Source organism: Arenibacter sp. 6A1 (assembly GCF_012272855.1).
In the GTDB taxonomy this organism is placed as follows: domain Bacteria; phylum Bacteroidota; class Bacteroidia; order Flavobacteriales; family Flavobacteriaceae; genus Arenibacter.
In genome coordinates, this window is the sequence record NZ_JAAXCQ010000019.1 from 31,496 (window position 1) to 55,530 (window position 24,035).

The 24,035-nt window shown below is 43.8% G+C and carries 5 protein-coding genes and 1 tRNA gene; 4 read left to right on the top strand and 2 right to left on the bottom strand.

Going from position 1 to position 24,035, the window contains the following annotated elements:
• Positions 1-55: 55 nt before the first annotated feature.
• From HCG49_RS15270 to HCG49_RS15285, 4 genes are all read left to right on the top strand, one after another.
• On the top strand, positions 56-20,371 hold the full coding sequence (locus HCG49_RS15270; protein ID WP_168470395.1) for a T9SS type B sorting domain-containing protein: 20,316 nt from the start codon (positions 56-58) through the stop codon (positions 20,369-20,371).
• Between the two features lie 21 nt (positions 20,372-20,392).
• Positions 20,393-21,343, top strand: a complete 951-nt coding sequence (locus tag HCG49_RS15275) for a type IX secretion system membrane protein PorP/SprF (protein ID WP_168470396.1) — start codon at positions 20,393-20,395, stop codon at positions 21,341-21,343.
• 96 nt (positions 21,344-21,439) lie between these two features.
• The gene (folB, locus tag HCG49_RS15280) at positions 21,440-21,796 is read left to right on the top strand and encodes a dihydroneopterin aldolase (RefSeq protein WP_168470397.1); all 357 of its coding nucleotides are present in this window, start codon (positions 21,440-21,442) and stop codon (positions 21,794-21,796) included.
• A 52-nt stretch (positions 21,797-21,848) separates the two neighbouring features.
• Positions 21,849-21,919 (top strand) — tRNA-Cys (locus HCG49_RS15285).
• A 693-nt stretch (positions 21,920-22,612) separates the two neighbouring features.
• Here the strand turns inward: HCG49_RS15285 and HCG49_RS15290 are convergent.
• Positions 22,613-23,278, bottom strand: coding sequence for a LysE family translocator (locus HCG49_RS15290; protein WP_168470398.1), 666 nt, complete (start codon positions 23,276-23,278; stop codon positions 22,613-22,615).
• A gap of 14 nt (positions 23,279-23,292) precedes the next feature.
• The gene (locus HCG49_RS15295) at positions 23,293-23,976 is read right to left on the bottom strand and encodes a head GIN domain-containing protein (protein WP_168470399.1); all 684 of its coding nucleotides are present in this window, start codon (positions 23,974-23,976) and stop codon (positions 23,293-23,295) included.
• Positions 23,977-24,035 lie beyond the last annotated feature (59 nt).

A 24,035-nucleotide genomic window follows, 5' to 3' on the forward strand; every position in this document is an offset into this window, starting at 1 on the left:
TTCACGGTTTTTGAAAACGCATATCCCAAATTAAGAGCCTTAACCTTCTTGTACAATGAAATTAAAATTATTCTCCAACTTAATTCTGGCTACGGTAATCCTCTTGAGCTATACCGGTATTTCACAAGAGTACAATTCCTTTGAAGTACGTTATCAAAACAATCTTAAAGGCGATCTAACCTTTATTGCCAACAATATTCTGAATAGGGATGGCGGCAGTAATTCTACCAGACCGAATCAACCTTATAATACGACTGGCAGCTCTTCTCAGTACAACGATAATTTAAATATGCAATACATTGATGTGGATGGAGACGCATCGACCTTTAGTTCTAGTAGTGCTACCCTCACCTATCCGCAGGCCGATTGTAATAGGATTGTTTATGCCGGCCTCTATTGGTCTGCTACCTACCCTAGTGAAAGGGCCGGTCAAAGTATAGGTACCAATAGGCAATCAGATTTTAACCAAGTAAAATTAAAGGTGCCAGGAGGCACCTATGTCGATATTACCGCAGACGAAGTTCTTTACGATGGTATTACAAGCGGAAGTTCGTCCATGAGAGACAACAGTCCCTATGCCTGTTATGCAGATATTACTTCCTTAATAACCGCCATGGCCGATGCCCAAGGAGAGTATACCATTGCCAATGTAAGAGCTGTTAATGGTAGCTTAAGTGGAGGAGCTTCCGCTGGTTGGACCATGGTCCTTGTTTATGAAAATCCAAGCCTCACGGGAAAATCAATTACTACCTTCGATGGTTTTGCACGGGTTAATAGCGCTAACCCAAATGTAAACATAAACTATTCAGGATTCGAAACGATTCCAGCAGGACCCGTAAACGCCCATATCGCTGCCGCTGCCTTAGAAGGAGACAATAGAATTACGGGAGATGAATTATATATTAAGGCCGCAAGCAATCCAACCTACACCCGCTTAAGTAACCCCACCAATCCTGCCAACAACTTTTTTAACAGTAATATTACCATTAATGGTGTTTTAACTACCAATAGAAATCCAAATAGTACCAATACCCTGGGCTACGATACCGATATCTTTAAGCTGGACAACCCAGCCTATTCTGTCATACCCAACTCCGAAACAGCAGCATCCCTTAGGTTTACCTCTACAGGAGACCAATACTATCCCTTCTTCAATTCCTTTAATATTGAAGTAATAGAACCTACCATAAGTCTGCTTAAAAATGTAGAGGATGTCAACGGAAACGATATTGCCAATGCCGATGTGGTGCTGGGACAAGAAATGTACTATATGCTACGCTTCCAAAACACCGGAAATGATAATGCTCAAAATTTTACCCTTCGGGATATCTTACCTGCCAACGTAAATTTTCTGCCTAGTGATCTAGTCCTGCCTGCCCCTGTAAACGGCCAGGCCATTACCTATACCTTTGATCCTATTACCAATGAGATTAATTTTTCCATTCCAGATGTATTCGTAGAAAAAGGAGATCCCCAATACACCATTAAACTAAAGGTGAAGGTCGTTGAAGATTGTTATAGCCTTCGCGACGCCTGTTCTAATATTATTAGAAATACCGCCTATGCCACCTATCACGGCCAGTTTAACAACAATGTTATTTCGGACGACCCTAGTGTTCCCGGTTATGACAGTTGTAGTTTTCCCGAGCCGGGAGCCACCAATTTCTTGGTCAATTTAGACGAATGCGACTTTTCTAGGGAACAATACCTATGTGGTGCCAATACCACATTATCTGCCGGAAACGGTTATGACGCTTATGAATGGCGAGATGAGAATGGTAATATCGTAGGAACCCAACAAAACTTGGTAGTAACACAACTAGGAACCTATACCGTTTACAAAACAATACCCGCACCTTGTGTTAGTAATTCCGAGGTTATAAAAGTGGTTCCCTTTGATAATACCACCCCTAATCCGGTAATTCCCTATGCCGATGTTGTGGATACCTGTCCGAATGACGGTTCCAAATTGCCGAAAATTTTTCTTTGTGGTATCAATGATGAGCGATTTATTGAAACTACTTTTACCGATGCTGTTTCCTTTGCTTGGCAAAAATTGGACGAGGCCAGTTGTACCGCCCAAAGTTCGGAGAACTGTGCCAATACCAATAATACTTGTTCCTGGGTGACTGTGGCCACCACAGAAGATTTTACCGCTACGGATCCTGGAGAATATAGGTTTATAGTATCTTATCAAAACGGCTGTTCAAACAGATTTCCTTTTAAAGTTTATGAGAATGTATTGGATCCTCAAGTCATAAAAAAAGATATTACGTGTAACAGTCCTGGAAATATTACCATTACCAATGTTCCGGGAAGTTATGAATATAGCTTGGATGCCAACGATTGGAGCGCCTCTAACACCTCAGGTGTTTTTGATATTACTGCGCCCGGATCTTACAATGTATATATCAGACAACAGAATGTAGCAACCAATCCATGTGTTTTTGTAGCAAGCAGTATCGATATTTTTCAACGTAATTTTACTGTTGACGTAACGACTACAAACCCTGTTTGTTTCACCGATTTGGGAAGTATCAGCGTTTCTGTGAACGATGTAGACCCACAGTATTATTACGAGTTGAGACAGGGAGCAACCCTTATAGATAATTTTGGTCCTTCTTCGGATAACAACTTTACCTTTAATGATGTCGCTATTGGAGATTATACCCTGATAGCTACCACAGATGATGGCTGTACTTACTCCGAAGATGTATCCATTATTGCCAGCACCACCCTAGCCTTAACTACTTCGGTTAGTCAGCACATAGGTTGCGAAGATGGCAGTATCCAAATGAACCCTAGTGGCGGAAAACCCAATTATTCCTACGCTATTTGGAGTTATGTAGATGCCGCCGGGAATGGAGGCCCCTTATATGCGAACGTAAACGATATACCCGCTTCCGAATATTTTAATACCACCTCGTTTTCCCGAACCTTGGGCCAAGATGGCACCTATATATTTGTAGTGGTCGATGACAATAACTGTAGCGCCCTTTCCAATGAGGTTACCATTAATTCAGAACCAGCACCGGTGTTCAACATCACAAAAACAGATGAAAGTTGTCACGATGAAAAGGATGGAACCATTACCATTACGGTAACCAATACCAATGGATATACCCTTAGCTTTAGCGAGGACGGAAACAATTTTAATAGCCAACAGAGCTTTATAAACCTTAAACCAGATACATACCCAGTTACCGTAAGAGCCGTAAAAGGAGGCGAAACCTGCGAATATGTTACCGATATAACCATTGGCGAGGCTAGCAAAATAGATGCCGATGCAGTTATAATCACCAATTATTCCTGTACGAACGACGGGGTTATAGAAGCCCAAAATGTCACAGGGGGCACCGCCCCTTATTCCTATAGTTTAGACGGCACCAATTATGTAACGGGCCCAGGAGCCGAGCGTTTTTCGGGCTTGGTAGATGGAGATTATGAGATTCGGGTAAGAGATGCCAATGGCTGTGTTTACAAAACCAAAAAAGTAAAATTTAAAAAGGTAAAAAAACCAAATAGACTTCATGTTAGAAAAATGACCGAAGCCTCATGTCCGGACGAAACTTCAGATGTAACCCTGCACGTGCATGGAGGAGAAGATCCATATACCTATCAAATAATATCCCCTTCGATTATTCCGTCTACTTCTGTTGACGATGACGAGGTTTTGTTCGCCGGACTATCGCCAGGTACCTATATCGCTCAAGTAACAGACGACAATGGCTGTACCTTTGAAGATAGCTTTACCATAGAAGCCGTTGAAAAAATTATCGCTACCCCACAGCTTATCAGTAACGTAAGTTGTGTTGGTGCTTCCGACGGGGAAGTTCTGTTTACCATTTCTAATTTTGAGAAAAAATATGAGTATTCCATCAACGGGGTACTTATTGAAGACAAAGAAGATGATGAAGATATCTCCCTAAGCGGACTTACCGCAGGAGATTATACCATTCTGGTTAGAGACAGGGAAACCGGTTGTACCAGTACTGCGACCGTTACAGTTAACGAACCCCCTACAGCCGTAGACTTTACCGCTAGTATTTCTCCCATAACATGTTCTTCTAGTGGCGCAATTACCATTAATGCTACTGGTGGATGGGGCTCCTATGAATACCGATTAATACAACCGAACGGTTCTAATGTAGGTCCTCAAAACAGTAATGTGTTTAGCGGTCTTACTCAATTGGGCGATTATAATATTACCGTCAGAACCGCCGATGGCTGTACAGTTTCTAAGACAATTACCTTAACAGCCCCTGTAAATCCGACCGTTACCCTAGCTGCTACCACAAATTTATGCTATAGCGGAGCTGCCGGTGTAAGCCTGACTGCTACCCCTGCCAATGGTGTTGGTCCTTATGTATTCAGTATAAACGGAGGTCCAAACCAAAATAGCAGCGTATTTAACAACCTAACTCCTGGAAACTATCAGGTGACCGTTACCGATTCTTACGGATGTACCGCCATATCGAATACCGTTATTGTTGCCCCGCAACTAAGGGCAACGGCCACAGTGAGCAAGGAACTTACATGCTCCGCTCCTACCGGTGCCCAAATTGATATTGCAATCAATGATGGGTATGCCGATTATAGCTATAGCGTCAATATTGACGGAGCCGGATATGGGCCTGCTACCGCTTTGGGAGCAGGTGTAAATACTTTTTCCTATACCGCCACTGCCGCTGGAACTTACAGATTCCAGATTACTGATGACGAAGGCTGTATTGCCCAAACTGCAGAGATTACCATCGCCCCCATCAGCAATCCACAAGCCACAGAAAGCGTGGCCGATACTAGCTGTAACGGCGGGAACGATGGTAGGGTCGATATAATATTCGATGCCAATTTTGGAGCCGCTCCTTATCAGGTGGCCTTTAATGGAGGTGGCTTTAGCAACAATATTACTTATTCTGGATTGGCCGCTGGTACCTATTCCTATACCGTACAGGACAGCAAGGGCTGTACCGTGACAAATTCTGTTACCGTAAACGAACCGGCAGCCATTAGTTTTGATGCCGTACAGATCTTGGACTATACTTGTATCCAAGATGCCAGCGTGGAAGCACAGAGTGTCGCTGGTGGTACCGCCCCTTATACCTATAGTATTGATGGTATTAATTTTGGAGCATCCATTACTTTTGCTGGACTTAAAGACGGGAATTATACCCTTACAGTAAAGGATGCAAATGATTGTACCGCTACTAGGCCGATCACTATAGATCCCCTAACACCACCGACCGATATTACTTTTAGTGCTACGGCACCTAATTGCCCTTCACAAACTTCCGATGTGACCCTATCGGTTACTGGAGGAAGCGGGGTTATAACCTATGAGATTATTTCTCCAGCCGCTGTTGCCAATGGCAACAACAATGTATTTACTAATCTTTCTCCGGACACCTATACCTTTAGGGTTACTGATGCTGATGGTTGCTTTTACGACGAAAACTTTACTATAACGCCAGTAGCTCCTATGACCGTAAGTTCACAGGTCATTAGCGAGGTAAGCTGTATGGGTGGCACTGATGGCGAACTACGCTTTACCATCAATGATTTTGCTACTACCTATGAGTATGCTCTTACCGATAGCGCTATGACAGTGGTTCAAAGCGGAACTGCCCAATCGGGCACTATCCAAGACTTTAGTGGACTTAGCGCAGGGGATTATACCATTACCCTTACCGATAATACCACCAATTGTAATATAAGCAATACCGCTACGGTTTCAGATCCGCCAGCGGCCTTAAGCTTAAGCCATACCCTAACCCCATTGACCTGTACTGCCGATGCCTCGGCAACCGCAACTGCGACTGGCGGATGGGGCGGCTACCAATACCAATTATCCGAAGCCACTTTAGGAGTTGTGTATGCCTATCAAAATAGCAATGTCTTTAATCCTATCAATACTGCCGGAGATTATACCATTACCGTTAGGGATGCCAACGGATGCGAAGTTTCCAATACTTTTTCGATCGCAAATCCTCAAAGTCCAACTGTTTCTCTAGCCGCAACTACAGACCTTTGTTATGTTCCGGGGACAGGTGTTAGCTTGACCGCTACTCCTGCCAATGGAGTTGGCCCCTATGTGTACCGTTTAAACGGAGGTCCAAACCAAAACAGCAACGTATTTAACAACCTAACCCCAGGAAACCACCAAGTAACCATAACGGATTCTTACGGTTGTACTGCCCTATCGAATATCATTACCGTTGCCCCTCAACTCAGCGCGACGGCCACAGTGAGCAAAGAACTTACATGCTCTGCCCCTACCGGTGCCCAAATTGATATTGCCATCAATGGTGGGTATGCCGATTATAGCTATAGCGTCAATATTGACGGAGCCGGATATGGTTCTACTACCGCTTTGGGAGCCGGTGTAAATACTTTTACCTATACCGCTACAGCAGCTGGGACCTACCGATTCCAGATTACCGACAACGAAGGCTGTATTGCCCAAACTGCGGAGATTACCATTGCCCCCATCAGCAATCCACAAGCCTCGGAAACCGTTGCCGATGTTAGCTGTAACGGAGGAAACGATGGAAGGGTCGATATAACAATCGATGCCAATTTTGGAGCCGCTCCCTACCAAGTAAATTTTAATGGTGGTGGATTTAGCAACCAGATTTCCTATAGCGGATTGGCCGCTGGCACCTATTCCTATACCGTACAGGACAGTAAGGGATGTACCGTAATAAAATCAGTGACCGTAAACGAACCGGCAGCCATTAGTTTTGATGCCGTACAGATACAAGACTATACCTGTACCCAAGATGCCAGCGTAGAGGTCCAAAACCTAATTGGAGGCACTGCCCCTTATACCTATAGCATTGATGGTATTAATTTTGGCGCCAATACTTTTGCCGGACTTAAGGCCGGGAATTATACCCTTACCGTTAAGGATGACAACGGATGTACCGCTACGCGAAACATCACTATTGACGCTCTTACCCCGCCGACCGATATTGCTTTTAGTGCTACGGCACCTAATTGCCCTTCACAAACTTCCGATGTGACCCTTTCGGTTACTGGAGGTAGCGGGGCCATAACCTATGAGATTATTTCTCCTGCCGCTGTGGCCAATGGCAGCAACAATGTATTTACTAATCTTGCTCCGGACACCTATACCTTTAGGGTTACTGATGCCGATGGTTGCTTTTACGACGAAAACTTTACCATAACGCCAGTAGCTCCTATGACCGTAAGTTCACTGGTCATTAGCGAGGTAAGCTGTATGGGCGGCAATGATGGCGAGCTACGCTTTACCATCAATGATTTTGCTACTACCTATGAATATACCCTTACCGATAGCGCCATGACAGTGGTACAAAGCGGAACATCCCAATCTGCCAATACCCAAGATTTTACTGGCCTTAGCGCCGGGGATTATACCATAACCGTAACCGATAATACTACCAATTGTATCATAACCAGTACTGCTACGGTTTCAGATCCGTCAGCGGCCTTAAGCTTAAGCCATACCCTAACCCCATTGACCTGTACGGCCGATGCTTCGGCAACCGCCAATGCGACTGGCGGATGGGGAGGCTACCAATACCAATTATCCGAAGTTTCTTTGGGTATTGTGTATGCCTATCAAAATAACAATGTTTTTAACCCTATCAATACTGCCGGGGATTATACCATTACCGTTAGAGATGCCAACGGATGCGAAGTTTCCAATACTTTTTCGATCGCAAATCCTCAAAGTCCAACTGTTTCCCTAGCTGCAACCACAGACCTTTGTTATGTGGCAGGAACCGGTGTTAGCCTAACTGCTACCCCTGCCAATGGTGTTGCCCCTTATGTATACAGTTTAAACGGAGGCCCTAACCAAAACAACAACGTATTTAACAATCTAACCCCAGGAAACCACCAAGTAACTATAACGGATTCTTACGGGTGTACGGCTATATCGAATATCATTACTATTAACCCTCAATTAAACGCAACGGCCACAGTGAGCAAGGAACTTACATGCTCCGCTCCTACCGGTGCCCAAATTGATATTGCAATCAATGGTGGGTATGCCGATTATAGCTATAGCGTCAATATTGACGGAGCCGGATATGGTCCTGCTACCGCTTTGGGAGCAGGTGTAAATACTTTTTCCTATACCGCCACTGCTGCTGGAACTTACAGATTCCAGATTACCGATAACGAAGGCTGTGTTGCCCAAACTGCGGAGATTACCATAGCCCCCATCAGCAATCCCCAAGCCACAGAAACCGTTGCCGATGTTAGCTGTAACGGAGGAAACGATGGAAGGGTCGATATAACAATCGATGCCAGTTTTGGTGCCGCTCCTTATCAAGTAAATTTTAATGGTGGTGGATTTAGCAACCAAATTTCCTATAGCGGATTGGCCGCTGGGACCTATTCTTATACCGTCCAAGACAGTAAAGGTTGTACCGTGACCAATTCAGTGACCGTAAACGAACCGGCAGCCATTAGTTTTGATGCCGTACAGATCCAAGACTATACTTGTACCCAAGATGCCAGTGTTGAGGTTCAAAGCCTAATTGGAGGTACTGCCCCTTATACTTATAGTATTGACGGGACTAATTTTGGTGCATCCAATACTTTTGCCGGACTTAAAGACGGGAATTATACCCTTACCGTTAAGGATGCCAATGATTGTACCGCTACTAGACCGATCACTGTAGATGCCCTTACCCCACCAACCGATATCGCGTTTAGTGCCACTGAACCTTATTGTATAGCAGAAACTTCAGATGTTACCCTAACGGTTACTGGAGGAAGTGGGGCTATCACCTATGAAATTATTTCTCCTGCCCCAGTGGCTAACGGTAACAACAATGTATTTACTGGCCTGGCCCCTGACACCTATACCTTTAGGGTGACCGATGCCAAAGGCTGTTTCTACGACGAAAACTTTACCATAAACCCAGTACAAAAAATAAATGTATCCGGAATAACGACTCAAAACGTATCTTGCTATGGCAGTGCCGATGGTGTCATTCAATACAACGTAACCGGATTTTCCGGAAACTACAGCTTTACCGTAACAGGTCCAACAGCAATAGTCCCACAAAACGGAATAACGACAGATCCGTTGAATTTTAGCAATCTTTTGGCCGGCGATTATACCATTACCGTTACCGACGATACTACCAACTGTACCGATACGGCTACTGTTACCGTTAACGAGCCAGTAGCGGCCATGGCCTTTACGCATGTAGTTACCCCTAAAACCTGCCTCGATGATGGTTCCGTGACTATTACGGCTACCGATGGCTGGGGAAGTTATGTCTATGAAATTGAACAACCAGACAGCACCGTTTTAGGTCCACAAGCTAACAATACCTTCACTGGACTTAGCCAAGATGGAACTTATACCATCCGCGTAACCGATGCCGGTGGATGTGTCTTAACAGATACTTTTGATATTACAACTCCTGTCAATCCCGTTGCCAGTATAGATGCCACATCTGATCTTTGCTATTCCTCCTCTAAACTTGCTACAGTGGTGGTAGGTGCCAGTGCAGGAAAAGCTCCGTATTACTATAGCCTAAACGGCGGGCCTACCCAGACTTCAAATACTTTTGCAGACTTAACCCCTGCTACTTATGACTTTACAGTTATGGATAGCAATGGTTGTACAGATACTGTACAGTTCACAATTGAACCAGAACTTACTGCCAATGCTGTGCTTACAAAGGACCTTGACTGTTCTGTTAGTCCAAATGCTGAAATAAATGTAACTGTAAATGGTGGCTATCCTGCCTATTCTTACGAAGTTAATGTAAACGGTGCCGGTTATGTCGCCTATGCAGGTGCCTTCCCATACAGTACCTCAACTGCTGGAACATATCGATTTAGAATAACCGACTCCAGAGGTTGTATTACGCAATCTAATACCGTAAGCGTGACAACGGCCAACAATCCTGTTATTACCAGCGTAACCCCTACCCATATTCTTTGTAATGGGGACAGCACAGGAGCTTTGGATATTGTTGTAGATACCAGTGTTGGTGCAGCTCCATATACCATCAATATATTGGAAACTAATTCCACTACCGATTATGGCAACCAGACCACTGGTTTACCAGCGGGGGATTACCAAATTACCTTGACCGATGATAAAGGTTGTTCTGTAGTAACCAATGAAACAATTACAGAACCTACGGCAATAAGCCCAAATATTACCCATACTAATTTATCTTGTTCTGCTACCTCAAATGTCATGGGTACCATAACGATAGATGCCAATGGTGGGGCTTCCACTTATGTATATGAAATAAACAAAAGTGATTATTCCTATACCGATTCCTATGATACGGCATCCGGGACAAATAACCATACCTTTACTGGACTCGATTTTGGTGAGTATACCATTAGGATTATTGACAGCAATGGTTGTGAAAATACTTCTACAGTTACGATCACCACCGGTCCTGATGTTCTTATTACCACCGCGGGTGCTGCTGGATGTCTTCCTGGAAGTGGTGAAATGTTGGTAGAAGCTGCTGCAAGTAATGGAACCTTAGGTACGGGATCCTTCTATTTTGCCATCTTTCCGGCACCGCCATTTAATGCAGCCGACCCGGCTTGGTTCCCTGAAGACGCCTTTCCTGCACCGGATAATTCCCATAATTTTACGGGCTTAACTCCTGGGGTTACCTATACCTTTGTGGTGTACGATACCGATACTTCTTGCGAATATACCCAAGAAGCTACAGTTCCTGTTGCCTCTAGTTCCACTTTAAATTCAACCGTAGATGCCAGTACCAATGTAAGTTGTTTTGGTGCTGCGGACGGTACGGTAGAATTTACTTTTGACAGTTATACCGGAACTCAGGTAGACTATGAAATTTTTGATGCCATTACTCATACTTCCACAGGCATTACAGGTAGTTCTACAGCCATTATACCAGGTGCCTCAACGACCAGAACCTTGAGCGGTATTGCTCCTGGAGACTATTATATTTTATTCACCGAAGTTAATGGTGCTGGATGTGTAAGCGCCTCAGATCGCTTCACAATAGAACAATCTCCTGCCTTATTAGAGATTACGGCTACGGCTACCAATGCCAATAGTTGTAAAAATAATTCAGGCACAATTACAGCTAAAGCTAAATATGGGCAGGGCCCATACTTATTCCAACTAGAATTGGCCTCGGCAGCGGCTCCTACCGCAACAACATGGACCGGAACCAATACCACAGGAATATTTAATAGAAATGCAGCAGCCTATAGGGTATATGTAAAAGATGCTAATAATTGTATACAATTTGTTCCTATCACCATTGTTGAAGATCCTACGCCGGCCATTAGTTTATCGGTACCGAACCAATGTGCGACGGTAGAAGGTGATTTTACTATTGAAGTGGAATTGGCCAATGCTGGAGTACAACCGTATTTCCTTAGCTTAGATGGTGGTGCATTTCAGCCAGTGACCTTCTCCGGCGCTCCTGCAACATTTAGTTTTACCGGATTGAGTTCTGGTACCCATACCGTAATCATTAGGGATGCCAATGGTTGTGGTAATACTGAAAATATAGAAATCTATACCCCTACATCCTTATCGGCCGAAGTAACGGTAACTCCATCCTGTGATGCCCTGCTAATGGATGACGGCGAAATTAAGGTAAATGCCTATGGTGGTACTTTATTTAATTACAGGTATGAACTTAGGGATTCATCAGATAATATCATTCGTCCAAAGCAAATATCTTCTACATTTAGTGGCCTTACCCCAGGCACTTATACAGCCTATGTTTATGATAATGTGGCTACAGGCTGTGATGCATCTATAGATATCACCTTGGAAGTACCAAAAGCCGTAGTTGCCGCTATTGGGGAGAAAAAAGATATCAGTTGCCATGGTGCCAATGATGGTTCAATTATCGTCAACCTCGGCCCTGGCATGAACAATCCGCCTTACACCTACCAATTATTTAATAGTACAGGTTTGATCCCATTATCTTTGCCAAGGTCTTCCAACACTTTTAAAAACCTATCTCAGGGCGATTATATCGTACGAGTTAGGTCTATCAGACTTTGCAAAACGGACCTTCCTTTCACTATTAACGAGCCTACCGAATTATTGGCCAGCGCTAGTGCCACCGATTTTGCCTGTGCAGCCGACAATTCCGTATCACAAGCGGTGATTACAGCCGATATTCCAACAACAGGTACAGCTCCTTATACATACAGTATTGATGGCGTAAATTTCTTTACAAACAATACTTTTAATATCACCGATACCAATGCCGTTCAGAACATTACAGTTACCGTGAAAGACGCTAACGGATGTACCGATACGGATACGGTGACTATAAATCCATTACCCACTATTACCGATGTAACCGTAACACAACAAACTGCCATCACTTGTACCAACGATGAGGTGGCAAGAGTAACCGTTACCGGAGGATCGGGCGACTTTACCTTTGTACTGTTACCTAGCGGACCATCGCAGAGTTTGACCAGCCAAACGGCCGACTTTAACCTTGCGAGCCCAGGAGATTATACCTTTAGGGTGACCGACAATGTTACTGGTTGTTATTTCACTACGGTACCGTATACAGTAGCTCCTTACGATCTGATTGATGTAGTGGCCACCGCCATTAGTCCAGTAAATTGCTATGGAGATTCTGATGGAGTTATGGAAATCCAAGTAAATAATTACACGGGGAATTATGACTATCAAGTCTTTGATAGTAGTGGAACTAATATTACGGCAGTAATAAGCACGGATACTTCAGCAAATCCAAGAACGATTTCTGGGTTGCCCGCAGGGAACTTCTATGTGGTACTTACCGCTACAAATACACCCTTCTGTGACGATACCACAAATACTGTGACCATTGCTTCTCCGGCTGCCGCCTTGATCCTGGTAGAAACTAAAAATATCAATGCCAACTGTACTATTGGAGCCCAGGTGACCGTAAAAGCAAGTGGTGGAACTCCGGCCTATACCTATGCTTTTGTTCAGGATGGTGCTTCTCCTGTCGGAAATTATACCGCTAGCGCTAGTGCTGTCTTAGATCCTGCTACAAACCTTAACTGGGATGTGTGGGTAAAAGATGCTAATGACTGTACCTATAAAATAGATGTGGTTGTTGCAGAAGATGCTATGCCTACCGTTACCGCCCCAGCTTTAGCAGTAGACCAGTGTGCTTCTAACGGCAATTCTTATAGCTTTACCGTTGCAGGAAATGGTAAAGCCCCATTACAATACAGTATTGGTGCCGGATTCCAATCGAGCCCTTCCTTTACCGTATCGGCCCCAGGAACTTATACCGTAACCGTTAAAGATGCCAACGGATGTACCGCTACCGATACCTTGGTGATTCATCCTCCTTTAGAGGTGCACTCTCAAGTGAGCGCCCAGACCTCTTGTGACAATAATGATGGGGAGATATCCGTGACCGCCAATGGTGGATCTGGGAACTACGAATACGAATTACAGGATGATTTAGGAGCTACCTTAGTAGCCCAAGGTCCTTCCAATACCTTCCCTAACCTAAGTGCAGGGGACTATACAGTGGTGGTACACGATACTACTTCAGGATGTAACAGCAGTACCGATATTTCTTTGGAGGTTGCCACTCCGGTAAGCTTCACATGGAACAAGGAAGACGTATCCTGTAACGGAGGTACCGATGGTTCTATCGAAATTATCTTGGATGCTTCCAATGATAATCCGCCATACACCTTTACCATGGACGATGGCACCAATCCGCCCTTCACACAAAACAGTAATGTGTTCACTGGATTAAGTGCTGGCACCTATAATATTACCATAACATCGGATAGAGGTTGTACCCGTACGGAATCCATTATCATTGATGAAAATCCGGTCCTAACCGCTACGGCTACGACTACTGATTTTGCCTGTGCCGCAGATAATAGCGTGTCTACGGCTACTATTACTGTTACCGCTACAGGAGGCACCGCTACCTATACCTATAGCATCGATGGGACCAATTTCCAAACCAGCAATACCTTTACAGTATCCGATACAAAAGCCGTTCAGAACTTTACAATTACCGTGAAGGACAACAACGGTTGTACAGAGACCACCAATGTGAGCGTTAATCCATTGCCAAAAATCACGGATGTGACCGTAACACAACAAACTGCCATTACTTGTAACAACGATGAGGTGGCACGGGTAACGGTGACCGGAGGATCGGGCGACTTTACCTTTGTACTGTTACCTAGCGGTCCATCGCAGAATTTGACCAGCCAAACAGCCGACTTTAACCTGAGCGCTCCGGGAGATTATACTTTTAGGGTAACCGATAATGTGACAGGTTGTTATTTCACAACAGCACCTTATACGGTCGCTCCTTATAACACCATAAAGGTTAACGCTACCGCTACGCAAGCAGTAAGTTGTTTTGGCAGTAATGACGGTGCCATGCAGATTAACCTAAGCGGATATACAGGAAACTATAGCTATGAGGTATTCTACAGCAATGGAACCTCAACTACGATTACCAATACAGGGGTTGCCCCTGGTGTATTGGCTATTCCGAATATGAGTGCCGGTAATTATTATGTAGAAATTACCGCTACCGACACTCCGTTCTGTGATACTGTTTCTAATACTGTGACCATTGCATCTCCGGCTGCAATGCTAGACTTGGTAGTGACCAAAAACATCCCTGCCAACTGCAACATTGGAGCGCAAGTAACCGTAAAAGCAAGTGGTGGAACTCCGGCCTATACCTATGCCTTTGTCCCCTCAGGAAATTTTGTCATTGCATCGGATTATAATGCTAGTGCGAGTACAACTTTAAACCCTGCAACCTACCCAGCGGATTATGATGTGTATGTTAAAGATGCCAATGGATGTGTTGAAATAGAAACGATTACGGTAAACGAGGACGCCATGCCTACCGTAAGCTTGCCAACATACGCTGATGACCAATGTACCTCTAACGGAAACGCTTATAGCTTTACCGCTACTGGTAATGGTGTAGCCCCATTACAATACAGTATTGGTGCCGGATTCCAGTCGAGCCCAACCTTTACCGTATCGGCCCCAGGAACCTATACCGTAACCGTAAAAGATGGCAACGGGTGTACCGCTACCGATACTATTGATATTCTTGCTCCTTTAACTGCAACGGCAGTGGCCGCAGTCCAGCCTTCTTGTGACAATAATGATGGGGAGATATCCGTGACCGCCAATGGTGGATCGGGGAACTACGAATACGAACTACAAGATGGTTTAGGAGCTACCTTAGTAGCCCAAGGCCCTTCCAATACCTTTACAAACTTAAGTGCAGGGGATTATACAGTAGTGGTGCACGATATTGCTTCCTCTTGTGAAAGCAGTACCAAAATCACCTTGGAAACACCTAGCCTGGTAGTGTTTACATATACTAAAGAAGACGTCTCCTGTAACGGAGGTACCGATGGTTCTATAGAAATTATCTTGGATGCTTCCAATGATAATCCGCCATACACCTTTACCATGGACGATGGGATTAATCCGCCATTCACACAAAACAGTAATATGTTTACTGGATTAAGTGCCGGTACTTATGACATTACCGTTACTTCGGATAGAGGCTGTGCTTATACGGAATCCATTATCATTGATGAAAATCCGGTCCTAACCGCTACGGCTACGGCTACTGATTTTGCCTGTGCCGCAGATAATAGCGTGTCTACGGCTAGTATTACCGTTACTGCCGCAGGAGGCACCGGTACCTATACCTATAGCATCGATGGAACCAATTTCCAAACCAGCAATACCTTTACAGTATCCGATACCAAAGCCGTTCAGAACTTTACAATTACCGTGAAGGACAACAACGGTTGTACAGAGACCACCAATGTGAGCGTTGATCCATTACCTAGGATTACGGATGTGACCGTGGCACAACAGACTGCCATCACTTGTAACAACGATGAGGTGGCACGGGTAACGGTGACCGGAGGATCGGGCGACTTTACTTTTGAATTGTTGCCAGGTGGTCCATCGCAGAATTTGACCAGCCAAACGGCCGACTTTAACCTTAGCGTTCCGGGAGATTATACTTTTAGGGTAACCGATAATGTGACCGGCTGTTATTTTACTACGGCTCCTTATACCGTTGCTCCTTTTAACACTATTAAAGTAACCGCTTCCGCTACGCAAGCAGTAAGTTGTTTTGGAGGAAATGACGGCGCTATGGAGATTAACCTAAGCGGATATACTGGCAACTATAGCTATGAGGTATTCAGAAGCAACAACACCTCAACGGGAATCACCAATACAGGGGTTGCCCCAGGTATATTGACCATTCCGAATATGAGTGCCGGTAATTATTATGTAGAAATTACCGCTACCGACACTCCGTTCTGTGATACTGTTTCTAATACTGTGACCATTGCATCTCCGGCTGCAACCTTAAATCTGGTAGCGACTAAAAATATCAACGCCAATTGTACTATTGGAGCACAAGTAACAGTAAAAGCAAGTGGTGGAACGCCAGCCTATACCTATGCCTTTGTACAGGACGGTATGGCCCCGGTATTAGCGAACTATACCGCTAGCGCTAGTGCTGTCTTAGATCCTGCTACAAACCTTAACTGGGATGTGTGGGTAAAAGATGCTAATGGATGTACCTTTATGATCGATGTGGTTGTTGCAGAAGATTCTATGCCTACCGTAACGGCTCCAGCCTTTGCTGCAGATCAGTGTACCTCTGGCGGCAATTCCTATAGCTTTACCGTTGCAGGAACAGGTGTAGCTCCGCTACAATACAGTATTGGCACCGGATACCAGACTAGCAATACCTTTACCGTATCGGCCCCGGGAACCTATACCATAACCGTTAGGGATGCCAATGGATGTACCGCTACCGATACAATCGATATTCTTGCTCCTTTAACTGCAACGGCAGTGGCCGCAGTCCAGCCTTCTTGTGACAATAATGATGGGGAGATATCCGTGACTGCCAATGGTGGATCGGGGAACTACGAATACGAACTACGAGATGGTTTAGGAGCTACCTTAGTAGCCCAAAATTCTTCCAATGCCTTTACAAACCTAAGTGCAGGGGATTATACAGTGGTGATCCATGATACCGCTTCAGGATGTAACAGCACTACCGATATTTCTTTAGAGGCTGCCACCCCGGTAAGCTTCACATGGAACAAAGAAAACGTATCCTGTAACGGAGGTACCGATGGTTCTATCGAAATTATCTTGGATGCTTCCAATGATAACCCGCCCTACACCTATACAATTTTTGATGGTACAACCACTACCACCCAAAACAGTAATCTGTTCAACGGATTGACTGCGGGCAATTATGATATTACCGTAAGATCTGATAGAGGGTGTGTGCTTACAGAAAGAATTATAATTACAGAGCCATTACCGCTTTCCATGACTACTAGTCAAACCGATTTTAGCTGTAATGCCGACAATTCAGTATCTCAGGTAACGATTACGGCAAGCGCGAATAACGGAACCGCTCCTTATTTCTATAGCATTGATGGTATCAATTTCTTTGCTACCAATAGCTTTAAGATAAAAGATACCGGAATGGTCCAAAATATTACCCTATCGGTAAAAGACCAAAACGGTTGTATGGTCACAGAGAGTTTAACGGTTAATCCATTGCCAAAAATTACGGCAGTAGACGTTGCCCAAATCACTGCAATAAGCTGTACTAATGCTGAAACAGTTCGTTTGACGGTTACTGGAGGATCGGGCGACTTTACATATGAACTGTTACCTAACGGTCCGTCGCAGAATGTGGTGAGCCAAACGGCCGACTTTGATCTAACGACCCCAGGGACCTATGTTTTCCGAATCACCGATAATAGTACTGGCTGTACCTTTACCACGGCTCCTTATGAGATAGAAGCTTATGATACCATCGATGTGTTGGCCACGGCCACAACACCAGTAAGTTGTTATGGTGGTAATGACGGTGCCCTAGAAATAAATATTAGCGGTTATTTCGGTGCCTATTCTTATGAGGTCTATACGACTGCAGGTATTCAAATAGTAGCGGCAACGGCTGCCAATACCAGTACGAATCCGTTAACCATCGGTGGTATCCCGGCAGGAAATTATAGGGTGATCATTACGGCTACAGAGACTCCTTTCTGTACCACCACATCCAATACGGTCACTATTGCATCGCCAAACAGAGCCTTAGCAATATCGACCAATATTTCGGCGCACTTAACCTGTACCGAGCTTGGTGAAATTACGGCCAATGCCAACGGGGGATGGGCCAATTATACCTATGCTATTGCGCAGGGAACAGCGCCAGTGGCCTCCGATTTTACTACAAATAATGTGTTTAGCGGACTATCGGCAGGCACCTATGAAATCTATGTCAGGGATCTAAACGGCTGTGAAGTATTTAGGACAGAGACCTTGGTACAACCAGCCCCTATTACTGCCACGGCCACGGTAAATGCCAACAATTTATGTACAGGCGATTTCGCTGGCTCTATTACCGCCAATGTTTCTGGAGGAGGAAGACCGGCCATAGATGCTACGGCCACTTATAATTATATCCTCAACTATTTGGACATGGGGTCCTCCTCTGCTCCACAGTTGACAAATACCTTTACTAATTTGCCCGCCGGTAACTATTCTGTTACGGTAACCGATGGTTGGAACTGTGATGTTACCACTTTAGCGGTACTCATTAGCGAACCGGCAAAAGTAAGGGCTTCCCTTGCCATCACCAATGTAAACAGCTGTACGGTAGGTGCAGACCTTAGGTTGACGGCAACAGGAGGAACAGCTCCTTATAGCTACAGCACAACCGCTTCTGGAGTATTTACCCCAATGGCCGGAAATTCCGTAAATATTACAAATCAAGCCGTTGGTTCGTACCAATACTTTATAAAAGATGCTAACGGATGTGTTTCTACAATTTCAAATAAAGTGACCATAGATGCCATTCCTAGCTTGCAAATTAAAGCAAGCTCCGTAGTCGATGTAAGTTGTTTTGAAGAGACTACCGGTGTAATACAGGTAAAGGCCATTGGAGGTTTGGGCAGTTATACGTACTCCCTATTGGCTCAAGACCAATTGACGGTTGTAAGAGGTCCGCAAACCAATACCATCTTTAATAATTTGGCCGCAGGCACTTACTATATCCAAGTAGACAGCAAGGATTGTACAGATAGGGTACAAGTGGCTATTAGCGAAGGAAATCCTTTGACCACCAACACCCCTATTGTAACCAATCCTATGTGTGACGATGGTTATGGAAGTATTGAAGTAGGTTTAACGGGCGGAACCGGCGTGTACCAATATGCCATATCCCCAAATTTAAACCAGTTCGATACTAAAAATAAATTCACTGATCTGGCACCGGGATCTTATACGGTCATTGCCCAAGATTCCAAAGGTTGTAAACCATTTGTCTTCAATTTCGATATTGTGGCGCCCCAACCATTAGAAATGAGCGCAACTGCGGTAGCCCCAGAACTATGTGTAGGCAGTGAAGACGGTTCTATTACGGTTAACATCCAAGGTGGTACGGCCCCATACAGAACCAGTATCAATTCTATGTCAGAAAGCGACTTCGTGGTGGGCAGAACCCAGTTTAGCAATTTGGCCAGCGGTACCTATGCCATCCTTGTTAGGGATGCTCAGGGATGCGAGACCAATATAGCGGTGACCATAGAAGCAGGCGTAAATTTAAATGCAGCCATCACCCCTTCTTATGGATGTGAGGACAACGGTCCTACTAACGCTATTTCCTTGATGTTAGAGGACCCAAGCGTTGCTCCTGAGGTTATGTATGCCCTAGACTCCACAGATCCGGCAGACATGGTCCTAGAGCCTAATTTTGCCAACATGACCCCAGGGAAGCACTATATAGCCATAGCCCATAGCAATGGATGTATACAAACGATCGATTTTGAAATAGACCAGATAGATCCTTTGACACTCGCGTTGGAACAAAAGACCATCAACCAAATTACGGCCAGCGCCAGTGGTGGATACCCAGAATACACTTACCTGTTCAACGGTAAGGAAAGTAGTAGCGGAAACACCTTCTACATAAGGGAAACAGGGACTTATACGGTGACGGTGATCGATGATAACGGTTGCGAAACCTCTGCCGATATCTTTATGGAATTCATTGATATTGAAATCCCGAATTTCTTTTCGCCAAATGGCGATGGCCAAAACGATTTCTGGGCACCGAGGAATTTAGAAGGCTTCCCAAAAATACTAACAGTAGTATTTGACCGTTATGGTAGGAAGGTTTACCGAATGGGTGCCAATGATAAAGGTTGGGACGGACTTTATAAAAATACCGAACTGCCATCAGGAGATTACTGGTATATCATTAAACTCAAGGGAGAAAATGACGATAGAGAGTTTGTAGGCCATTTTACCCTGTATAGATAAAGAATTTAATTTTCAAGACTAATGATCAAAAGAGTAATACCCCTGATGTTTCTTTTAAGTATCCTAATCTCATCAGGACAGGAACTTAATTCGCCCCAACTGTCGCAATATTTAGCGGACAACCCCTTTGTGCTCTCCCCTACCTATGCCGGAATTGGCGATCATATAAAGATCCGAATAAATGGCCTGGCACAATGGGTAGGGATTAAAGATGCCCCAAGGACCCAATCTTTTGCGGGCGATATGAGGCTTGGGGAAAAATCTGGGGTAGGACTCTTTTTATACAACGATTCTAACGGTTATACCAAACAAAAGGGAGCCCGACTTTCTTTTGCACACCATTTGACCCTAGACCGGTACGAGGACGAATTTTTATCCCTTGGTGTCTCCTATAATTTTAACCAGTTTAGGATAGATATAGAAAAATTTACCGATGCCGGCTTCGATGCCGCAGTAACCAATGATAGGGCTACCAACAACCACAATTTTGATATAGGAGTCCTTTATCGCAAAAACAACTTTTATTTTAGCCTCAATGCCTCTAACCTTATCAATAAGGACATCGACCTCTTCGATCCCATTTATGAACCAAATGGACTCAGGAACTATTATGCCTATACCGGATATCGTTATAGAGAATCCAAGGCCAGTAATTTAGAAATAGAACCTTCCATACTCTATAAGCTTTTTGAGAGCGATGGTAGGTCCGAAGCAGATTTAAACGTGAAATTCAGATGGTACGATTTTCAAGATTATTACTATGCCGGTCTAAGCTATCGGTTTTTGAACGACCAGATAGGAAAACCACACTATGTGGCCCCTCTGGTAGGCCTTAAAAAAAACAATTTCTACTTTGGTTACTCCTATCAAATTATTTTAAACGAAATTTTAGGATATAGCACCGGAACCCACGTTATTACCATCGGTGTAGATTTATTCCAAGGTATTAGCAACTGTAGGTGTACTTATTAAGAGCAGCTAATAACAAGTCTAGCCTATTTTAAATTAGCGCATTTTATGACCCACAACTAAAAGGATTGCAGTAAGTTTGTAAAAATTTTTTGTAACGTGGGAAAGGTAGAAGTTAGTAATATAAGGGTATATGCCCATCATGGCTGTTTAAAGGAAGAAACTATAATAGGGAGCGATTACCGTGTTGATGTTGCCGTTAAGGCCTCGCTAAAAAAGGCTTCGAAATCTGATGAACTGGTACACACGGTCGATTATGTGCTGATCAACCATATTGTAAAGGAAGAAATGAAAGTCCCTTCCAAACTTTTAGAACATGTGGCCGAAAGAATCATAAAAAGAATTTTCAAGGAAAGTAAGATGGTAACGAGGGCCAAAGTAGCTGTTACCAAGATAAATCCGCCTATCGGAGGCGATGTTGCCGAGGTTACGGTAACAATAAAATCTAAAAGATAGTGATTTTAAGTTTTTGATAGTTAAAAAAATTATTACATTTGCAGAACGAAAGGGCATTGTGGCCGAGTGGCTAGGCAGAGCTCTGCAAAAGCTTGTACAGCGGTTCGAATCCGCTCGATGCCTCTCTAAAACCTTAACTTTAATTAGTTAAGGTTTTTTTTATGCCTTTATTTTATGGGCGTTCCCCTATCGGGTCGCTCTTTCCGCTATATCTTTTTTAAACGCCTGCACCGTCCAAAAAAGGATGCCGCTGCAAAAGCTAACGCGACAATCAATGAACAATAATCAATTTGGCAATAAACAATGTTAAATGCGGGCAACACTAATCAGGGAAGTTCACTGGATAAAAGAAAAGAGAAAAGAGAGGACCGCTCGGAAAATGCAACCACTTGCATTTGTAGTAAGGGGCCAAATCAATTTCCTATAAGCAGTAGACAATGCTTAAATGAGGGCAACACTAATCAACCAAGTACATGATATTTGTTAGGAAGTTATTTTTGTTATCGATTATGATGGATGAAGGGTGGGTTCAGTGAACTTTAACCAATCGGTACATTTTCACATTGCTACATTAAACAATTGCATTTTTCACATTGTTAATTACTAATTGTTTATTGTTCACTGAAAAAAGCGTTAGGGACCGCGGCGGCATCCCCGCAGCGCAGCAAGGGATATAGCCAAGGGCCCGCCCGACGAAGGAGGGAACGCCCAAATAATAATGCTGAAAACAAGGGGAGCAGGAGAAAAAAGGACGGATTTAGAACAGCGCGACACCTTCCTTCTCAACTAGGAAACAGTGGCGAACCCTACCACCTATTATTCTTTCATGAGTTCTATTCCTTTTTCGATATTTAATTTGTCCTTGGGCAAGAATCCCTTGACAATCAATACCAATCCACAGAGGATCAATATAATTCCCAGGCCTTTTTTTACCATAAGGATTCGTTTTGAAGTCAGGTTTTTACGCAGTTGTTTTGCCAACAATATTTTTACGAGATCGGTAATAAAATAGGACGCCAGCATAGCGCCAAAAAATACCCAGATACGTTTGGGATCGTTGTCCAAACTCGGTCCTACGACAATAATAATTCCAAGCCAAAACACCAAAACGCCGATATTGATAAAGTTCAATAAAAACCCTTTGACAAACAAACTGACATAATCGCCTTTGGTAACCTTTATTTTTTTGTCCTTGTGCTTGGCAGTTTTCTTTAAAATATTGGTGAGTCCGTATACCAGTAAAATAACCCCTCCAAAAACATACAGTCCCGGTTGATTGCTCAGGTTTTCCAACAGTTGAAAACTACTAAAATATGCCGCTGTTATAAAAAGAACGTCGGCCACTATCACTCCTATATCAAAACAGAGGGCTGCTCTAAAACCCTTTGTTGCACTCGTCTCTAGAAGCACAAAAAAAACAGGACCCACCATAAAACTTAAAAAAAAGCCTAGTGGTATCGCTGCCTGTACATCTTCTATCATAAAATTTAAATTCTTTACATTTTGGTTATTTTACCACCAAAAACGGTTTTCTCATCCATTTTAGCGGGTTTCCCGTACACCAAAACCTCGCCTCCAGCTTTTACGGTAGCCTTTACATAGTCCGTAGCAAATACGTCGGCCCTAGAACCAGCATTGACATTGACGGTACTGAATTTTGTATTGAAATTTTTCCCGTAATAGCTACCGCCAGTATTTATTTGGATATCCTGATTGTACGATTTTCCACTGGTTGTAATAATTCCCCCGGTAACCGCTTTTATCAGTAATTGTTCTACTTGGGCATTTATATTTAGCTCTCCCCCTTCTTGTGCCTTTAGTTCTAAAACCTTTTGTTTTATAGGCAGTTCACAAGAAATACGGGCATCTTCATTGACGTCGATAACCAGCAATTCCCCCGTATAGTACAAGTTTACAAAGGTACGATAACCACTAAAAATTTTCCCTACCTCCATGCGGAGTTTTAAAACGCCCTCATTGTTTACGATGGCTACCTTGGTGGTATTGGCCCCGGTTATGACGGCCTTGTTCACATCTGCTTTAATGAGGTTTACGGACAAGCCATCAAAAGCTTTTATTTCGGAGAAGGCTTGTAATTCCTGAATTACTTTTTCATTTTGGGAACAAAGGGTTTGAAGACCACACCCAAGGGCTAAAAAACATACGATTATTTGTTTCATCTGCTTAAATCTATAGTTTTAATAAGCCGTAAACCCAAAACGTAGTTTACGACCAATCT